This window comes from Aquincola tertiaricarbonis (genome assembly GCF_000969605.1).
Classification (GTDB): domain Bacteria; phylum Pseudomonadota; class Gammaproteobacteria; order Burkholderiales; family Burkholderiaceae_C; genus Aquincola; species Aquincola tertiaricarbonis.
In genome coordinates this window covers 233,032-249,218 of record NZ_JZUE01000003.1, presented here as the reverse complement: position 1 = coordinate 249,218, position 16,187 = coordinate 233,032, and the positions used below count along the sequence as shown (strand labels likewise).

The 16,187-nt window shown below is 71.3% G+C and carries 12 protein-coding genes; 10 read left to right on the top strand and 2 right to left on the bottom strand.

Annotation, left to right across the window (positions count from 1 at the left end; translation table 11 throughout):
* Positions 1-2 precede the first annotated feature (2 nt).
* Genes cydD through VO99_RS05260 form a run of 6 tightly spaced genes read left to right on the top strand, consistent with a single transcriptional unit; the run spans position 3 to position 7,103 of the window.
* A complete protein-coding gene (gene cydD, locus VO99_RS05280) occupies positions 3-1,679 on the top strand; it encodes a thiol reductant ABC exporter subunit CydD (RefSeq protein ID WP_046111753.1) in 1,677 nt (558 codons plus the stop codon).
* Complete coding sequence (locus tag VO99_RS05275) at positions 1,676-3,376, top strand: amino acid ABC transporter ATP-binding/permease protein (RefSeq protein WP_046111752.1); 1,701 nt, start codon at positions 1,676-1,678, stop codon at positions 3,374-3,376. Before cydD ends, VO99_RS05275 begins: the two co-directional genes overlap by 4 nt.
* Before the next feature lie 26 nt (positions 3,377-3,402).
* Entirely contained in the window at positions 3,403-5,004 is a 1,602-nt protein-coding gene (locus tag VO99_RS05270) for a cytochrome ubiquinol oxidase subunit I (protein ID WP_046111751.1), read from the top strand.
* A complete protein-coding gene (cydB, locus tag VO99_RS05265) occupies positions 5,001-6,158 on the top strand; it encodes a cytochrome d ubiquinol oxidase subunit II (protein WP_046111750.1) in 1,158 nt (385 codons plus the stop codon). The genes VO99_RS05270 and cydB overlap by 4 nt, the downstream gene beginning before the upstream one ends.
* Before the next feature lie 29 nt (positions 6,159-6,187).
* On the top strand, positions 6,188-6,313 hold the full coding sequence (gene cydX, locus VO99_RS28605) for a cytochrome bd-I oxidase subunit CydX (RefSeq protein WP_052736096.1): 126 nt from the start codon (positions 6,188-6,190) through the stop codon (positions 6,311-6,313).
* A gap of 7 nt (positions 6,314-6,320) precedes the next feature.
* On the top strand, positions 6,321-7,103 hold the full coding sequence (locus tag VO99_RS05260) for an alpha/beta fold hydrolase (protein ID WP_052736095.1): 783 nt from the start codon (positions 6,321-6,323) through the stop codon (positions 7,101-7,103).
* A gap of 24 nt (positions 7,104-7,127) precedes the next feature.
* Here VO99_RS05260 and alaS read toward each other — a convergent pair whose 3' ends face one another.
* Together alaS and VO99_RS05250 are read right to left on the bottom strand one after the other, a co-directional pair.
* Entirely contained in the window at positions 7,128-9,776 is a 2,649-nt protein-coding gene (alaS, locus tag VO99_RS05255; protein WP_046111749.1) for an alanine--tRNA ligase, read from the bottom strand.
* An 18-nt stretch (positions 9,777-9,794) separates the two neighbouring features.
* Positions 9,795-11,216: an aminotransferase-like domain-containing protein gene (locus tag VO99_RS05250; RefSeq protein ID WP_046111748.1), complete on the bottom strand. Its 1,422-nt coding sequence runs from the start codon at positions 11,214-11,216 to the stop codon at positions 9,795-9,797.
* A gap of 135 nt (positions 11,217-11,351) precedes the next feature.
* Here VO99_RS05250 and gabT point away from each other — a divergent pair, with 135 nt between their 5' ends.
* Genes gabT through VO99_RS05230 form a run of 4 tightly spaced genes read left to right on the top strand, consistent with a single transcriptional unit; the run spans position 11,352 to position 16,186 of the window.
* Positions 11,352-12,671, top strand: a complete 1,320-nt coding sequence (gabT, locus tag VO99_RS05245) for a 4-aminobutyrate--2-oxoglutarate transaminase (RefSeq protein WP_046111747.1) — start codon at positions 11,352-11,354, stop codon at positions 12,669-12,671.
* A 10-nt stretch (positions 12,672-12,681) separates the two neighbouring features.
* On the top strand, positions 12,682-13,836 hold the full coding sequence (locus tag VO99_RS05240; RefSeq protein WP_083440367.1) for an ABC transporter ATP-binding protein: 1,155 nt from the start codon (positions 12,682-12,684) through the stop codon (positions 13,834-13,836).
* Between the two features lie 52 nt (positions 13,837-13,888).
* Positions 13,889-14,914 (top strand): ABC transporter substrate-binding protein, encoded by a 1,026-nt coding sequence (locus tag VO99_RS05235; protein WP_046111869.1) that lies wholly within the window; start codon positions 13,889-13,891, stop codon positions 14,912-14,914.
* Positions 14,915-14,935: 21 nt separating this feature from the next.
* Entirely contained in the window at positions 14,936-16,186 is a 1,251-nt protein-coding gene (locus VO99_RS05230) for an ABC transporter permease (protein WP_046111746.1), read from the top strand.
* The last annotated feature ends 1 nt before the right edge of the window (position 16,187 follow it).

Genomic DNA, 16,187 nt, shown 5'->3' with positions numbered 1-16,187 from the left:
TCATGGAGACCCGCCCACCGCTCGCGCGCCGTGGCGCTGCGCTGCAGGCCGCCGCGGCCCTGCTGTGGCTGCCGCAGGCCGGGCTGATCGCCTGGGCGCTGCAGCGGCTGGCCGATGGCGGCGGCATGCAGGCCGTGCTGTGGCCGGCCGCCGGCCTGGCGGCGCTGGGCGTGCTGCGTGCGCTGATGGACACGCTCGGCGCACGCTGGTGCTTCCGCGGCGCGCGTGCGCAGCTGTCGGCGCTGCGTGCAGCGGCAGTGGCGGCGCTGGCCGCGCGCTCGCCGCTGGATGCCGACCGCGCGGCTTCCGGCCTGGCCGCCAGCGTCATGGCCGAGCAGGCGGAAAGCCTGGTGCCTTACCTCAGCCGCTTCGAGCCGACGCGGCTGCGGGTGATGGTGATGCCCGCGGCCATCCTGCTGGCGGTGGCGCCGCTGTCGTGGGTGGCGGCGCTGGCGCTGCTGCTGGCCGCGCCGTTGATCCCGCTGTTCATGGCCTTGATCGGCTGGCGTGCGCAGGCCGCCAGCCAGGCGCAGCTGGTGGAGATGGGCGGCATGAACGCCTTCCTGCTGGACCGCCTGCGCGGGCTGGCCACCATCCGCTCCCTGGGCGCGGTCGACCTCACCGCCCGCCGGCTGCGCCAGTCGGCCGACGACCTGCGCCGCCGCACGATGAAGGTGCTGCGCATCGCCTTCCTGTCGTCGGCGGTGCTGGAGCTGTTCGCGGCGCTGGGCGTGGCCACGGTGGCCGTCTACGTGGGCCTGCACCTGCTGGGCCTGCTGGAGTTCGGCGCCTGGCGTGGCCGCCTCAGCCTGGGCCAAGGCCTGTTCCTGCTGCTGCTGGCGCCGGCGTTCTTCGAGCCGCTGCGCGACCTGTCGGCCGTGTGGCATGACCGCGCGGCCGGCCAGGCGGCGCTGGCCGCGCTGCAGCGGCTGGGCGAAGGCGGCCTGCCGCTGCCGGGGGGTGCGCAGGTCGAGCAGGCCAGCCGGACCACCCTCCCTGCACGCCGCCCGCCGGCCGTGGCGCTGCGTCGCGTGCGCTTCCACCACCCGGCGGCGCCGCAGGCACCGGTGCTGCACAACGCCGACCTGCAGGTGGCCGCCGGCGAGCATGTGGCCTTGGTGGGCGCCAGCGGCAGCGGCAAGACCACGCTGCTGTCGCTCATCGCCGGCCTGGCCCCGGCCAACGGCGGCCAGGTGCTGATCGACGGCGAGCCGCTGGCCGCCCACAACGCTGCGGCGTTGCGCGGGCGCATGGCCTGGATCGGCCAGACGCCGCATGTGTTCGCCGGCACGGTGCAGGCCAACGTGGCGCTGGGCCGGCCGGGCATCGGCGCCGCGCAGGTGGCGCAGGCGCTGCGCGTGGCGGCGCTGGACGGCGTGGCCCAGGCGCATGCCGGCCATGCGCTGGGCGAGGCGGGCGCCGGCCTGTCGGGCGGCGAGGCGCTGCGCCTGGCCATCGCCCGCGCGGCGGCCGATCCGCAGGCCGACCTGCTGCTGGTGGACGAGCCCACCGCCCACCTGGATGCCGCCACGGCGGCCGACGTGACCGAGCGGCTGCTGATGCTGGCCCAGGGCAAGACGCTGATCGTCGCCACCCACGATCCGGTGCTGGCCGCGCGGCTGGACCGCAGCCTGGCCCTGCCGCTGCAGCCGGCCGCCGCGCACAGGAGTACCGCATGAACCGCCACGCCGCGCTGCGCCAGGTGCTGGCGCTGTTCTTCGCCGAGCGCCGCCGCGGCCTGCTGGGCGGCGCCGGGCTGGCGGCGCTGACGGTGGCCGCGGGCATCGGGCTGCTGGGCCTATCGGGCTGGTTCGTCACCGCCACGGCGCTGGCCGGCGCCTCGGCCACCGCGGCCTGGGCCTTCGACATCTTCGCGCCAGGCGCCGGCGTGCGGCTGCTGGCGCTGGGCCGCACCGCCTCCCGCTACGGCGAGCGGCTGGTCACCCACGACGCCACGCTGGCGGTGCTGGCCGGCCTGCGCGAGCGGCTGTTCCGCGGCTGGGCCGCGCCGCAGGCCGCACGCCAGCTGCTGGCCCGGCCGGCCCGGCTGCTGTTCCGCCTGACGGCCGACATCGACGCGCTGGACAGCCTGTACCTGCGGGTGCTGGTGCCGGCCGTGGCCGGGCTGGCCTCCGCCACCGTCACCGGGCTGGCCGTCGGCCACTGGGTGCATCCCGCGCTGGGTGGCGCCCTGGCCGCGCTGCTGCTGGGCGTGGGGCTGGGGCTGCCCTGGTACATCGCCCGCCGCGCCGACCGGCCGGCACGCCGCCGTGCCCATGCCATCGAGGCGCTGCGCGCCCGCACGGTGGACCTGGTGGCCGGGCACACCACGCTGCTGATGGCCGGCCGGCTGCCGGCGCAGCAGGCCGCAGTGCGGGCCGCCGATGCCCGCCAGGCCGAGGCCGACGACCAGCTCAACCGGCTGGACGGGCATACCGGCCTGGCCCTGGGCATCACCGGCAGCCTGCTGCTGGCCGGCACCCTGGTGGCAGCGGCGGCGGCGGTGGAAGCCGGCCGCATCGGCCTGCCGCTGGCGGCCCTGGCGGTGCTGATGGTGCTGGGCGCCATCGAGCCCTTCGCCGCGCTGCGCCGCGGTGCGCTCGAACTGGGCCGCAGCGCGATGGCCGCCCGGCGCCTGGCGCCGCGGCTGGCGCAGGCCGATGCCGCCGAGCCGCCGCCGGTGCCTGCCCTGCCGCCCGGCCACCTGCTGCAGGCCGAGGCGCTGGTGCTGCGCCACCCGGGCGCCGCGCGGCCCGCGGTGCAGCTGGACCGGCTGGTGCTGCAGGCCGGCGAGCGCGTGGCCGTGATCGGCCCCAGCGGCAGCGGCAAGAGCACGCTGCTGGCTGCCATCGCCGGCGAGCTGGCACCGGCCGCCGGCCGCCTGCAGGTGGCCGCCCCGCTGGCCCTGCTCACCCAGCGCACCGAGCTGTTCCAGGACAGCCTTCGCGACAACCTGCGGCTGGCCGCGCCCCGGGCCACCGAGGCCGAGCTGCGCCAGGCGCTGCACGCCGCCGGACTGCTGGCCCACGTCGACACCCTGCCCGCCGGGCTGGACACGCCGCTGGGCGAAGGCGGCCTGGGCCTGTCGGGCGGGCAGCAGCGCCGGCTGGCGCTGGCCCGGCTGCTGCTGCGCCCGGCGCGGCTGTGGCTGCTGGACGAACCCACCGAAGGCGTGGACGCCGCCACCGCGGCCGACATCCTGCAGCGCCTGTCCGACGCCCCGGGTCGCCCCGCCTGGCTGATGGCCACCCACCTGCGGCGCGAAGCCGCCCATGCCGACCGATTGCTGGTGATGCACGCAGGCCGCATCACCGCCGACCTGCACCGTGGCCAGCCCGCGTTCCGCGCGGCGCTGGACACCCTGCGACCCGACTGACATTTCCCACGCGACAAGGCCACCCCATGGACCTCGACATCGTTGCGCTATCGCGATTGCAGTTCGCGCTGACGGCGCTGTACCACTTTCTCTTCGTGCCGCTGACCATCGGCCTGGCCGTCGTCATCGCCATCATGGAGACGGTCTACGTGATGACCGACCGCCCCATCTGGCGACAGATGACCAAGTTCTGGGGCACGCTGTTCGGCATCAACTTCGTGATGGGCGTGGCCACCGGCATCGTCATGGAGTTCCAGTTCGGGATGAACTGGAGCTACTACAGCCACTACGTGGGCGACGTGTTCGGCGCGCCGCTGGCCATCGAGGGGCTGATGGCCTTCTTCCTCGAAGCCACCTTCGTCGGCCTGTTCTTCTTCGGCTGGGACAAGCTGTCCAAGGTGGGCCACCTGATGGCGACCTGGGCCGTGGCCATCGGCTCGAACTTCTCGGCGCTGTGGATCCTGATCGCCAACGGCTGGATGCAGAACCCGGTGGGCGCGCAGTTCAACCCGCAGACCATGCGCATGGAAGTCACCGACTTCATGGCCGTCATCACCAACCCGGTGGCGCAGGCCAAGTTCGTGCACACGGTGTCGGCGGGCTACGTCACCGCGGCCATCTTCGTGCTGGGCGTGTCGGCCTGGTACGTGCTGAAGGGCCGGCACGTGCAGCTGGCCAAGCGCTCGATGACCATCGCCGCCTCGTTCGGCCTGGCCTCGGCGCTGTCGGTGGTGGTGCTGGGCGATGAATCGGGCTACCTCAGCACCGAGCACCAGAAGATGAAGCTCGCCGCGGTGGAAGCCATGTGGCATACCGAGCCGGCGCCGGCCGCCTTCACCGCCTTCGGCTTTCCCGACCAGCAAGCGCGCGAGACGCACTATGCGGTGCACATCCCCTTCGTGATGGGCCTGATCGGCACCCGCTCGCTCACCACCGAGATCCCGGGCATCCATGACCTGGTGGAACGCGCGAAGGAGCGCATCCACAACGGCATCAAGGCCTATGACGCGCTGCAGACGGTGCGCGCGGCCGGCCGCGACTCGGCCATTCCGCCGCAGGTGCGCGCCGTGTTCGAGGAGCACGGGCTGGAGCTGGGCTATGCCCTGCTGCTCAAGCGCTACGTGGACGACCCGCGCCAGGCCACGCCGGAGCAGATCGAGAAGGCCGCCTGGGACACCGTGCCCGCGGTGGCGCCGCTGTTCTGGTCGTTCCGGGTGATGGTGGGCCTGGGCATGTTCTTCATCCTGCTGACGGCCACGTTCTTCGTGCTCTCCACCCGCCGCGCGCTGGACAAGCACCGCTGGCTGCTGAAGGTGGCGGTGTTCTCCATCCCGCTGCCCTGGATCGCGGCCGAGTGCGGCTGGATCGTGGCGGAGGTGGGCCGCCAGCCCTGGGTGATCGAGGGCGTGCTGCCCACCGCCGCGGCCGTGTCCGACCTGGGCGTGGGCACCGTGCTGGCCACCATCGTGGGCTTCACGCTGCTGTACACGGTGCTGTTCGTGATCGAGGTGAAGCTGCTGCTGAAGGCCATCCGCAAGGGCCCGCAGCCCGACATCGGCGCACCGGCCGCGCTGCGCGGCCCGCTGGCGGCGCCGCAGCCCCCGCAAACCGTGGAGCACTCCGCATGATCCTGCATGAATTCATCCAATACGACACGCTGCGACTGATCTGGTGGGGCCTGCTCGGCGTGCTGCTGATCGGCTTCGGCGTGATGGGCGGCCTGGACCTGGGCGTGGGCATGCTGCTGCCCTTTGCCGGCCGCAGCGACGTGGAGCGCCGCGTCGTCATCAACAGCGTGGGCCCGACCTGGGAGGGCAACCAGGTGTGGCTGATCCTGGGCGGCGGCGCCATCTTCGCAGCCTGGCCGCCGCTCTATGCCGTGTCGTTCTCGGGCTTCTACCTGGCGATGTTCGCGGTGCTCCTGGCGCTGATCGTGCGGCCGGTGGGCTTCAAGTTCCGCAGCAAGCGTGACGAGCCCGCCTGGCGCAGCCGCTGGGACTGGACGCTGTTCCTGGGTGGCTTCGTGCCTTCGCTGATCTTCGGTGTGGCCGTGGGCAACGTGCTGCAGGGCGTGCCCTTCCGCCTGAGCGATGAACTGCGCATCACCTACGAAGGTGGCTTCCTCGACCTGCTGAATCCGTTTGCGCTGCTGTGCGGCCTGCTGTCGGTGGCCATGCTGGTGATGCACGGCGCCGGCTGGCTGCTGCTGAAGACGGCCGGCCCGGTGGCCGAGCGGGCGCGGCGCTATGGCGGGTTGGCGGCGCTGGCCACCATCGTGCTGTTCGTCGCCGGCGGCCTGTGGCTGGCCTTCGGCAGCGTGGACGCCTACCGCGTGACCAGCGAGCTGGACCGTCTGGGCCCCTCGAACCCGCTGCGCAAGGTGGCGGTGATGGCGCCCGGCGCCTGGCTGGACAACTACCGCGCGCATCCGCTGCTGTGGGCCGCACCGGCCCTCGGCGTGCTGGGTGCCGCGCTGGCCTGGCTGGGCCTGCGCGCACGGCGCGAGCTGACAGCGCTGGCCGGCAGCTCGGCCAGCGTGCTGGGCATCATCCTCACCGTGGGCGTGTCGATGTTCCCCTTCCTGCTGCCCTCGTCGGCCGACCCCCGGGCCAGCCTGACGGTGTGGGACGCGTCGTCCAGCCACCTCACGCTGTTCATCATGCTGGTGGCCACGGCCATCTTCATTCCGCTGATCGTGGCCTACACCACCTGGGTGTACCGGGTGCTGTGGGGCAAGGTGGACGAAGCCTCGCTGGCCGATCCGCAGGTGCACAGCTACTGATCCTTCAACCGCATACCAAGGACAACACCATGTGGTATTTCGCCTGGCTGCTCGGCCTGCCCCTGGCCGCCACCTTCGCGGTGCTCAACGCGATGTGGTTCGAGCTGATGGAAGACGACGCGGCGCGCCGCGAGTGCGGCGGCGCTGCGCGCTGAGCCGGCGGTGCGGCTGCCCCGGCAGACGGCGCTGGTCGATGGCCAGCGCATCGAGTTCGCAGTGCAGGGCCACGGCCGCATCGGCGTGGTGCTGGTCAACGGCGCGGGCGGGCCGCTGGAAGGCTGGCACCGGCTGTGGCAGCCGCTGGCCGAACGAACGCGGGTGCTGGCCTACAACCGCGCCGGCATCGGCCGCAGTGCGCGGCCGGTGGCCGCACAGGCAGGTCCCCGGCTGGTGGCCGAGCTGCGCGCCTTGATGGCGCTGGCCGAGCTGCCGCGGCCCTGCCTGCTGGTGGCCCATTCGCTGGGTGGGCTGATCGCCAACCTGTACGCCCGGCAGCACCCGGGGGAGGTGGCCGGCATGGTGCTGCTGGAGGCCACCGCACCGGAAGACCCGCCGCTGCTGGCCGCTCACGCCGGCCGGCTGCAGCGGCTGCTGCAGTCCACGCTGGACCGGGTCTGGCCGGCCGACCCGCTGGGCGAAGTGCGCCAGGTGCCGGCCACGCTCGCGGCGCTGGCGGCAGCACCGCCCTTCCCGGCCATCCCGCTGCGGGTGGTGACCGGCGCCGCGCCGGCCATGGCCTGGGCCACGCCAGCACAGGCGCGGGCGCTGCGGGCAGCCCATCAGCGCGGGCTCGCCACCTTGTCACCGCACGGGCAACAGGTGATGGCGCCGCGCAGCGGGCACTTTCCGCAATTCAGCGAGCCTGAGCTCGTGCTCCGGGAGGTGCTGGCGCTGCTGGACCTGCTGGAGGCGGCGGCGGGCACTCGGGAAGCGGCGCCCGGCTGACAGCCGGGGCGCCGCGTGTCGACCTCAGACCCGCTCGGCCACCCAGCCGCGCACCGACTGCAGCGCGCCCGCCAGCTTGCTGGCGTCGGTGCCGCCGGCCATGGCCATGTCGGGCTTGCCGCCGCCCTTGCCGCCCACCTGCTGGGCGACGAAGTTCACCAACTCGCCGGCCTTGAGCTTGCCGACACTGTCGGCGGTGATGCCGGCGGCCAGCTGCACCTTGTCGCCGTCCACCGCGGCCAGCACGATGGCGGCGGTCTTGAGCTTGCTCTTGAGCTTGTCCATGGTGTCGCGCAGCGTCTTGGCATCGGCGCCCTCCAGCCGCGCGGCCAGCACCTTCAGGCCGTTGATGTCCACCGCCTGGCTCATCAGCTCGTCGCCCTGGGCGGAGGCCAGCTTGCCCTTGAGCGCAGCCAGCTCCTTCTCCAGCGCACGCACCTGGTCGAGCACGCCGCCCACGCGATGGGCGACCTCGGCCGGCGTGACCTTCAGCGTCGAGGCCAGGCCATCGACCGTGCGCTCCAGCGACTGCAGGTAGGCCAGCGCGTTGTCGCCGGTCACAGCTTCCACGCGGCGGATGCCGGCGGCCACGCCGCTCTCGGCCACGATCTTGAACAGGCCGATGTCGCCGGTGCGGCGCACATGGGTGCCGCCGCACAGCTCGCGGCTGCCGCCGATGTCCAGCACGCGCACGGTGTCGCCGTACTTCTCGCCGAACAGCATCATCGCGCCCAGCTTCTGTGCCTCGTCGATGCTCATGCTGCGCGCCTGGGTGTCGGCATTGGCCAGGATCTCGGCATTGACCAGCGCCTCCACCTGCGCGATCTGCTCGGCCGTCATCGGCGCGTTGTGCGCGAAGTCGAAGCGGGTGCGGTCGGCCGTCACCAGCGAGCCCTTCTGCTGCACATGGCTGCCCAGCACCTCGCGCAGCGCCTTGTGCATCAGGTGGGTGGCGCTGTGGTTGCGGATGGTCTTGGCACGGCGCTCGGCATCGACCTTGGCGGCCAGTACGTCGCCCACCTTGATCTCGCCTTCCACGATGCGGCCATGGTGGCCGTACACGTCGGCCTGGATCTTCAGCGTGTCTTCCACCAGCACGCGGCTGGTGGCGTTGCGCAGCTCGCCGGTGTCGCCGTGCTGGCCGCCGCTCTCGGCATAGAACGGCGTGTGGTCGAGCACGATGACCGCGTCGTCGCCGGCGCGGGCGGCCGCCACCGGCGTGCCGTCCACGTACACCGCGGTGACCTTGGCGCCCTCGTGCACCAGTTCCTCGTAGCCGTGGAAGGTGGTGGGCGTGCCGCTGTACTCCAGGCCGGCCTGCATCTTGAACTTGCCGGCCGCGCGGGCCTGCTCGCGCTGGCGGTTCATTGCGGCGTCGAAGGCCGCGCCGTCCACGCTCAGGCCACGCTCGCGGCAGACGTCGGCGGTCAGGTCGAGCGGGAAGCCGAAGGTGTCGTGCAGCTTGAAGGCGAGTTCGCCGTCCAGCACGCCACCGCCGTTGGGGTTCTTCGCCTGTAGCTCGGCCAGCGCGCCTTCCAGGATCTCCATGCCGTGGGCGATGGTCTGGAAGAAGCGCTCCTCCTCCTGCTTCAGCACCTCGGTGATGCGGGCCTGCTGCTGGCGCAGCTCGGGGTAGGCCTCGCCCATCTGCTCGGCCAGCGCGGCCACCAGCGTGTAGAAGAAGGGCTTGCGCGCGCCCAGCTTGTAGCCGTGGCGGATGCCGCGGCGGGCGATGCGGCGCAGCACGTAGCCGCGGCCCTCGTTGCCGGGGATCACGCCGTCGGCCACGGTGAACGAGCATGCGCGGATGTGGTCGGCGATCACCTTCAGGCTCGGGCTGTCCTTGTCGCAGTCGCCGGCGCCGGCAACGTCGACGGCCTGCTTGGCCGCCGCCAGCAGGGCCACGAACAGGTCGATCTCGTAGTTGCTGTGCACATGCTGCAGCACCGCCGTCACCCGCTCCAGGCCCATGCCGGTGTCGACGCTGGGCTTGGGCAGCGGATGCATCACACCGTCCTCGGTGCGATTGAACTGCATGAACACGTTGTTCCAGATCTCGATGTAGCGGTCGCCGTCCTCATCGGGGCTGCCCGGGGGGCCGCCGGCGATCTCCGGGCCGTGGTCGAAGAAGATCTCGGTGCAGGGGCCGCAGGGGCCGGTGTCGCCCATCATCCAGAAGTTGTCGGACATGTAGCGGCCGCCCTTGTTGTCGCCGATGCGCACGATGCGCTCGGCGGGCACGCCCACCACCTTGTTCCAGATCTCGTAGGCCTCGTCGTCCTCCGAGTACACCGTGACCCACAGCTTGTCCTTGGGCAGCTTGAAGTGCTCGGTCAGCAGCTCCCAGGCGTAGCTGATCGCGTCCTTCTTGAAGTAGTCGCCGAAGCTGAAGTTGCCCAGCATCTCGAAGAAGGTGTGGTGCCGCGCGGTGTAGCCGACGTTTTCCAGGTCGTTGTGCTTGCCGCCGGCGCGGATGCACTTCTGCGCCGTGGTGGCGCGGTGGTACGGCCGCTTGTCGAAGCCCAGGAACACGTCCTTGAACTGGTTCATGCCCGCGTTGGTGAACAGCAGCGTCGGGTCGTCGCCCGGCACCACCGGGCTGGAGGCGACGATGGTGTGTCCCTTCGATTCGAAGAAGTTCAGGAACGTGGAGCGGATTTCGGAGGCTTTCATCTTGTAAATTTTATCCGTTCAGGCCGCGGCACCCGGGTGGTGCAGGCGGATCTGCAGGTCGAGGAAACGGTAGAGGCGCTCGTCGTCGCTGAAGGCCACGTTGAAGCGCAGCCAGCCGGTGGGGCGCGGCTCGACGAGGAACAGGTGGCCGGGGCCCAGCAGGATGCCCTCGCCCGCCGCCTGCTGCGAGAGGTCGATGCAGTCCGTCAGGTCGGGGTGGCGGGCCCACAGGTACATGCCGGCCTTGGGCTCGCTGAACAGCTCGAAGCCCAGCTCCGTCAGCCGCCGGGCCACCACCTCGTGGGCCTGCGCCAGCCGGTCGCGCAGGCTCTTCAGGTGCTTGCGCCAGCGGCCTTCGCACAGCGCGCCGAAGGCCAGCCGCTCGGTGATGTCCGACGAGGTCAGGCCCGAGACCATCTTCAGCTGCGCCAGGTCTTCCAGCAGCTCGCCGCGGGCGGCCAGGTAGCCCACGCGGATGTTGGGCGAGATGGTCTTGGAGTAGCTGCCCACGTACACCACCCGCCGCAGCTGGTCCAGGCTGGCCAGCGAGGGGCGCTGCTCGGGGTCCAGGTCGGCGTAGATGTCGTTCTCCACCACCGTCAGGTCGTGCTGGTCGGCCAGCTTCAGCAGCTGGAACAGCTGCGCCACCGGCGCGACCGAGTTGGTCGGGCTCTGCAGCCGCGGCTGGGTGAAGAACACCTTCGGCCGGTGGGCCCGCAGCAGGTCCTCGAAGGCCGCCAGGTCGTAGCCGCCCGGCGCACGCGGCACGCCGACCAGCTTCGCGCCCAGGAAGCGCAGCATGAACATGAGGTTCGGATAGCCGGGCTCGTCCACCATCACCGTGTCGCCGGGGCGCACCAGGCCCCGCGCCACCAGGTCGAAGGCCTGGCTGGAACCCTGGGTCAGCAGCACCTCGCCCGCGCTGGCGTTGACCTGCCGCTCGGCCAGCGATTCGGCGATCAGCACCCGCAACGCCATGTGGCCGTGCGGCAGGCCGTAGCCGCCCAGCTCCACGCCCTCGCTGGCCAGCTGGCGCAGGCTGCGGCGCACGCCTTCCTCGAACAGCCAGCCGTTGGGCAGCCAGCCGCAGCCGGGCTTCAGCTCGAGGTTGCGGCTCTCGAAGATGTGGCGCAGGTACCAGCGGGCGTCGAAGCGCAGGTCCGCCACATCGGTCTCCGCGGCGGCCGGCGCGGCCGCATCGGTGGCCCGGCGCTTGACGAAGAAGCCCGCGTTCGACCGCGACACCACCCAGCCCTGCGCCACCAGGCGGTCATACGCCTCCACCACGGTGAAGACGCTGATGGAATGCGCCGCCGCCAGCGCGCGGATGGACGGCAGCTTGGCGCCGCCGCGCAGGGTCTGGTCGGTGATCAGTTGTCGGAAGCCGTCGACGATCTGCGTCACCAGCGGCGTTCGCGATTCAGGATTCAGGGTGATCACGGTGCACCGTATTGGGGACAGTGTGTATGGGGTGCACCGCCAGCACAGTGCACTGCGGGCGGTGGCACGCTGTACATGGTATTCGCCACGCCGCGTGCCTAAAGTCACGGACGACCTCCCTGCCGCGAGAAGCACATGCCCGCCGAACTTGACCTGAAGACAACCCTGGTTCAGGGCCACGCCACCAATGCCGACCTGATGGCCCGCCGCCGGGCGGCCGTGCCCCGCGGCGTGGGCCAGGCGCACGAGATCTTCATCGCCCGCGCCGAGAACGCCGAGTTCTGGGACGTGGAAGGCAAGCGCTACATCGACTTCGCCGGCGGCATCGCGGTGCTGAACACCGGCCACTGCCACCCGCGGGTGATCGAGGCGGTGAAGGCCCAGCTCGACCTCTACACCCACACCTGCTTCCAGGTGGTGGCCTATGAACCCTACGTGGAGCTGGCCGAACGCCTGGCCGCACTGGCGCCCGGTGCCGCGCCCAAGAAGACGCTGTTCCTGTCCACCGGTGCCGAAGCCGTGGAAAACGCCGTGAAGATCGCCCGCGCCCATACCAGGCGCCCCGGCGTCATCGCCTTCACCGGCGGCTACCACGGCCGCACGATGATGACGCTGGGCCTGACCGGCAAGGTCGCCCCCTACAAGACCGGCTTCGGCCCCTTCCCGGGCGAGGTGTTCCATGCCCTGTTCCCCAACGCGCTGCACGGCGTGAGCGTCGAGGACGCACTGCATTCGGTGGAGCTGCTGTTCAAGAACGACATCGAGCCCGAGCGCGTGGCCGCCTTCATCGTGGAGCCGGTGCAGGGCGAGGGCGGCTTCTACGAGGCGCCCGCCGCCTTCGTGGCCGGGCTGAAGAAGCTGGCCGACCAGCACGGCATCCTGCTCATCGCCGACGAGGTACAGACCGGCGCCGGCCGCACCGGCACCTGGTTCGCCAGCGAGCAGTGGCCGGTGGCGCCCGACCTCATCACCAGCGCCAAGTCGATGGCGGGCGGCTTCCCCATCTCCGCCGTGATCGGCCGCGCCGACGTGATGGACGCACCCGGCCCCGGCGGCCTGGGCGGCACCTATGCCGGCAGCCCGATCGGCTGCGCCGCCGCGCTGGCGGTGCTGGAGGTGTTCGAGGACGAGCAGCTGCTGCAGCGCAGCCGTGCGCTGGGCGAGCAGCTGCGCGCCGGCCTGCGCGCCATCGCCACCGACGTGCCGGCAGTGGTGGACGTGCGCGGCCTGGGCGCCATGGTGGCGCTGGAGTTGGGCCGTGGCGGCGATGTGCACCAGCCCGACGCCGACCTCACCGGCCGGGTGGTGCGCGAAGCCGCGCGCCGCGGCCTGGTGCTGCTGTCCTGCGGCAGCTACGGCAACGTGATCCGCATCCTGGTGCCGCTCACGGCCTCCGAGGCGCTGGTGGACGAAGGCCTGCGCATCCTGGCCGACAGCTTCGCGGCCGTGGCCTGAGCAGGCGGCCATGAGCATCGCCCTGTCTGCCGAACGCCCTGCCGCCGCCGCTGCACCCGCTGCCGCCGCCGGCCAGCCGCTGGTCAGCTTCGTCGGCGTGCAGAAGACCTACGACGGCGTGAACCTGGTGGTGCGCAAGCTCGACCTGGACATCCGGCGGGGCGAGTTCCTCACGCTGCTGGGCCCCAGCGGCTCGGGCAAAACCACCACGCTGATGATGCTGGCCGGCTTCGAATCGCCCACCGCCGGCGAGATCCTGCTGGAGCGCAAGCCCATCACGCGCACCCCGCCGCACAAGCGCAACTTCGGCATGGTGTTCCAGAACTACGCGCTGTTCCCGCACATGACGGTGGGCGAGAACGTGGCCTACCCGCTGACGGTGCGGCGCGTGTCCAAGGCCGACCAGGCCACCCGCGTGGAACGGGCGCTGGCCATGGTGCGGCTGCAGGGCATGGCCGGGCGCTATCCCTCGCAGCTGTCCGGCGGCCAGCAGCAGCGCGTGGCACTGGCGCGTGCGCTGGTGTTCGAGCCGCAGCTGGTGCTGATGGACGAGCCACTGGGCGCACTCGACAAGCAGCTGCGCGAGCACATGCAGATCGAGCTCAAGGAGTTGCATAGACAACTCGGCGTCACCTTCGTCTTCGTCACCCACGACCAGGGCGAGGCGCTGACCATGAGCGACCGCGTGGCCGTGTTCAACAACGGCGTGATCCAGCAGATCGCGCCCGCCGACACCATGTACGAGCAGCCGGCCAACCGCTTCGTGGCCGGCTTCATCGGCGACGGCACCATGCTGCCCGCCACCGTGCAGGCCGCCCAGCTGTCCGGCCATCCGGCGCACTGCAGCGCGGTGCTGGCCGATGGCAGCGTGCTCACCGGCATCAACGTCAACGGGGCCGCCGCCGGCGCCCAGGTGATGGTGGGCATCCGCCCCGAACGCATTGCGGTGCAGGCCACGCCGCCGGCCGCGGGCGCCGCCAACACGCTGCGTGCGCAGGTGCACGGCATCGTGTACTTCGGCGACCACCTGCGGCTGCTGTGCGGCGTGGGCCCCACGCAGCTGGAAGCGGCCGTGAAGCTGCCGCTGTCGGCCCCCGCCATCCCGGCCGTGGGCGACACCGTGTGGCTGGCCTTCGCGCCCGAACTCACGCGGGTCTACGCCTGAGCCGCCTTCCTTCCGATCCCCGTCCCCGTCCATCGAGAACCGCACCATGCACATGAAGTCCCTCGTTCTTGCCCTGTCCACCCTGCTGGCCCTGCCCGCGCTGGCGCAGCAGCAGCTCACCGTCGTCAACTTCGGCGGCGCCAATGCCAATGCGCAGAAGAAGGCTTACTACGAGCCCTTCGAGAAGGCCACGGGCACCAAGGTGATGGCCGTGGAATACAACGGCGAGCAGGCCAAGATCAAGGCCATGGTCGAGACGAAGAAGGTCACCTGGGACGTGGTGGAGGTGGAGTCGCCCGACGCCGCCCGCGGCTGCGACGAAGGCCTGTTCGAGAAGATGGACTACGCCCGGCTCGGTGGCAAGGAAGCCTTCCTGCCCGCGGCCGTCACCGAGTGCGGCGTGGGCGTGTTCGTCTGGTCCACGGTCATGGCCTGGAATGCCGACAAGCTCAAGGAAGGCCCCAGGACCTGGGCCGATTTCTGGGACGTGAAGAAGATCCCCGGCAAGCGCGGCATGCGCAAGGGCGCGCGCTACAACCTGGAATTCGCGCTGATGGCCGATGGCGTGAAGCCGGCCGACGTGTACAAGGTGCTGGCCACCAAGGACGGCGCCGAGCGCGCGTTCAAGAAGCTCAGCGAGCTCAAGCCGCACATCCAGTGGTGGGAGGCCGGCGCCCAGCCGCCGCAGTTCCTGGTCGCCGGCGACGTGGCGGTGAGCACCGTGTTCAACGGCCGCATCGACGCTGCCAACCGCGAGGGCAAGAACCTGAAGATCGGCTGGACCGGCGGCATCTACGACCTGGACTACTGGGTCATTCCCAAGGGCGCGCCCAACAAGGAAGCGTCGATGAAGTTCATCGCCTTCGCCAGCACCGCCGATGCACAGGCCGAGTACGCGAAGCACATCGCCTACGGCCCCACCAACAACAAGGCGCTGGCCAAGCTGGACGCCGCGGTGCTGGCCAACCTGCCCACCTCGCCGGCCAACGCCCAGCAGGCGCTGCAGCTCGACCTGAAGTTCTGGGCCGACCAGGGCGAGGACCTGGAAAAGCGCTTCGCCGCCTGGTCCACCCGCTGATGCCCGCCGCGGCCCGTTGAGATGAGCACCGCCACCGCCCTGCCCTTGCCTGGCCCGGCCGATCCGCAATCGCTGCAGCGGCAACTGGCGCGGGCCGGCCGGCAGCGCAAGTGGCGCGCATTCGCGCTCACCTTGCCGCTGCTGGTGTTCCTGCTGCTCACCTTCCTGGTGCCCATCGCCGGCCTGCTGAAGCGGGCGGCCGAGAACCCCGAGGTGGCCAACGCGCTGCCGCGCACGGTGGCGGCGCTGGAGGACTGGAGCCGCGAGGGCCCGCCGCCGGAGGCGGCCTTCGCCGCGGTGGCGACCGACCTGGCCGCGCTGCCCGACCGTGCCGATGCCGGCGCGCTGGCCCGGCGGCTCAACAGCGCCGAGCCCGGTGCGCGCTCCCTGGTGATGAACACCTACCGCGCCATGCCGCTGCCGGCCGGCGGCGACGCCCGTGCCGCGCTGCTGGCCATCGACGAACGCTGGGGCGAAGCCAAGTACTGGCAGGCCATCGCCAAGAACGGCGCGCGCTGGACCCCCGACTACCTGCTGGCCTCGGTGGACCTGCAGCGCGACGCGGCCGGCCAGGTGGAACGCATGGCGCCCGAGCAGCGCGCCTTCGGCGGCATCCTGCTGCGCACCTTCCAGATCAGCTTCATCGTCACCCTGCTGTGCCTGGCGCTGGGCTATCCGCTGGCCTGGTGGCTGAGCACGCTCAGCGCCCGCCAGGCCAATGTGCTGATGATCCTGGTGCTGGTGCCCTTCTGGACGAGCATCCTGGTGCGCATGGCCGCCTGGATCGTGCTGCTGCAGTCCGAAGGGCTGGTCAACCATGCGCTGGCCGCGCTGCATGTGATCGACCAGCCGCTGCAGCTGCTGTTCAACCGCACCGGCGTGCTGGTGTCGATGACACACATCCTGCTGCCCTTCATGATCCTGCCGCTGTACAGCGTGATGAAGAGCGTGCCGCCCACCTACCAGCGGGCCGCAGTGTCGATGGGCAGCCCGCCGCTGGCCGCCTTCTTCCGGGTATACGTGCCGCAGACCTACCCGGGCATCGGCGCCGGCGCACTGCTGGTGTTCATCCTGGCCATCGGCTACTACGTGACGCCCGCGCTGCTGGGCGGCCCCGACGACCAGATGCTGAGCTACTACATCGCCCAGTACACCAACGTGAACGTGAACTGGGGCATGGCCTGCGCGCTGGGCGCGCTGCTGCTGGCCGCCACCCTGGTGCTGTACGCGGTGTACCGCCGCATCACCAGCACCGAACTGAGCCTGGGTTGAT

Bases quoted from the DNA above. Each gene is read 5' to 3' on its own strand.
- VO99_RS05230 (WP_046111746.1), top strand. From the start codon at position 14,936: ATGAGCACCGCCACCGCCCTGCCCTTGCCTGGCCCGGCCGATCCGCAA.
- gabT (WP_046111747.1), top strand. From the start codon at position 11,352: ATGCCCGCCGAACTTGACCTGAAGACAACCCTGGTTCAGGGCCACGCC.
- VO99_RS05235 (WP_046111869.1), top strand. From the start codon at position 13,889: ATGAAGTCCCTCGTTCTTGCCCTGTCCACCCTGCTGGCCCTGCCCGCG.
- VO99_RS05270 (WP_046111751.1), top strand. From the start codon at position 3,403: ATGGACCTCGACATCGTTGCGCTATCGCGATTGCAGTTCGCGCTGACG.
- cydD (WP_046111753.1), top strand. From the start codon at position 3: ATGGAGACCCGCCCACCGCTCGCGCGCCGTGGCGCTGCGCTGCAGGCC.
- VO99_RS05240 (WP_083440367.1), top strand. From the start codon at position 12,682: ATGAGCATCGCCCTGTCTGCCGAACGCCCTGCCGCCGCCGCTGCACCC.
- cydX (WP_052736096.1), top strand. From the start codon at position 6,188: ATGTGGTATTTCGCCTGGCTGCTCGGCCTGCCCCTGGCCGCCACCTTC.
- alaS (WP_046111749.1), bottom strand. From the start codon at position 9,776: ATGAAAGCCTCCGAAATCCGCTCCACGTTCCTGAACTTCTTCGAATCG.
- cydB (WP_046111750.1), top strand. From the start codon at position 5,001: ATGATCCTGCATGAATTCATCCAATACGACACGCTGCGACTGATCTGG.
- VO99_RS05275 (WP_046111752.1), top strand. From the start codon at position 1,676: ATGAACCGCCACGCCGCGCTGCGCCAGGTGCTGGCGCTGTTCTTCGCC.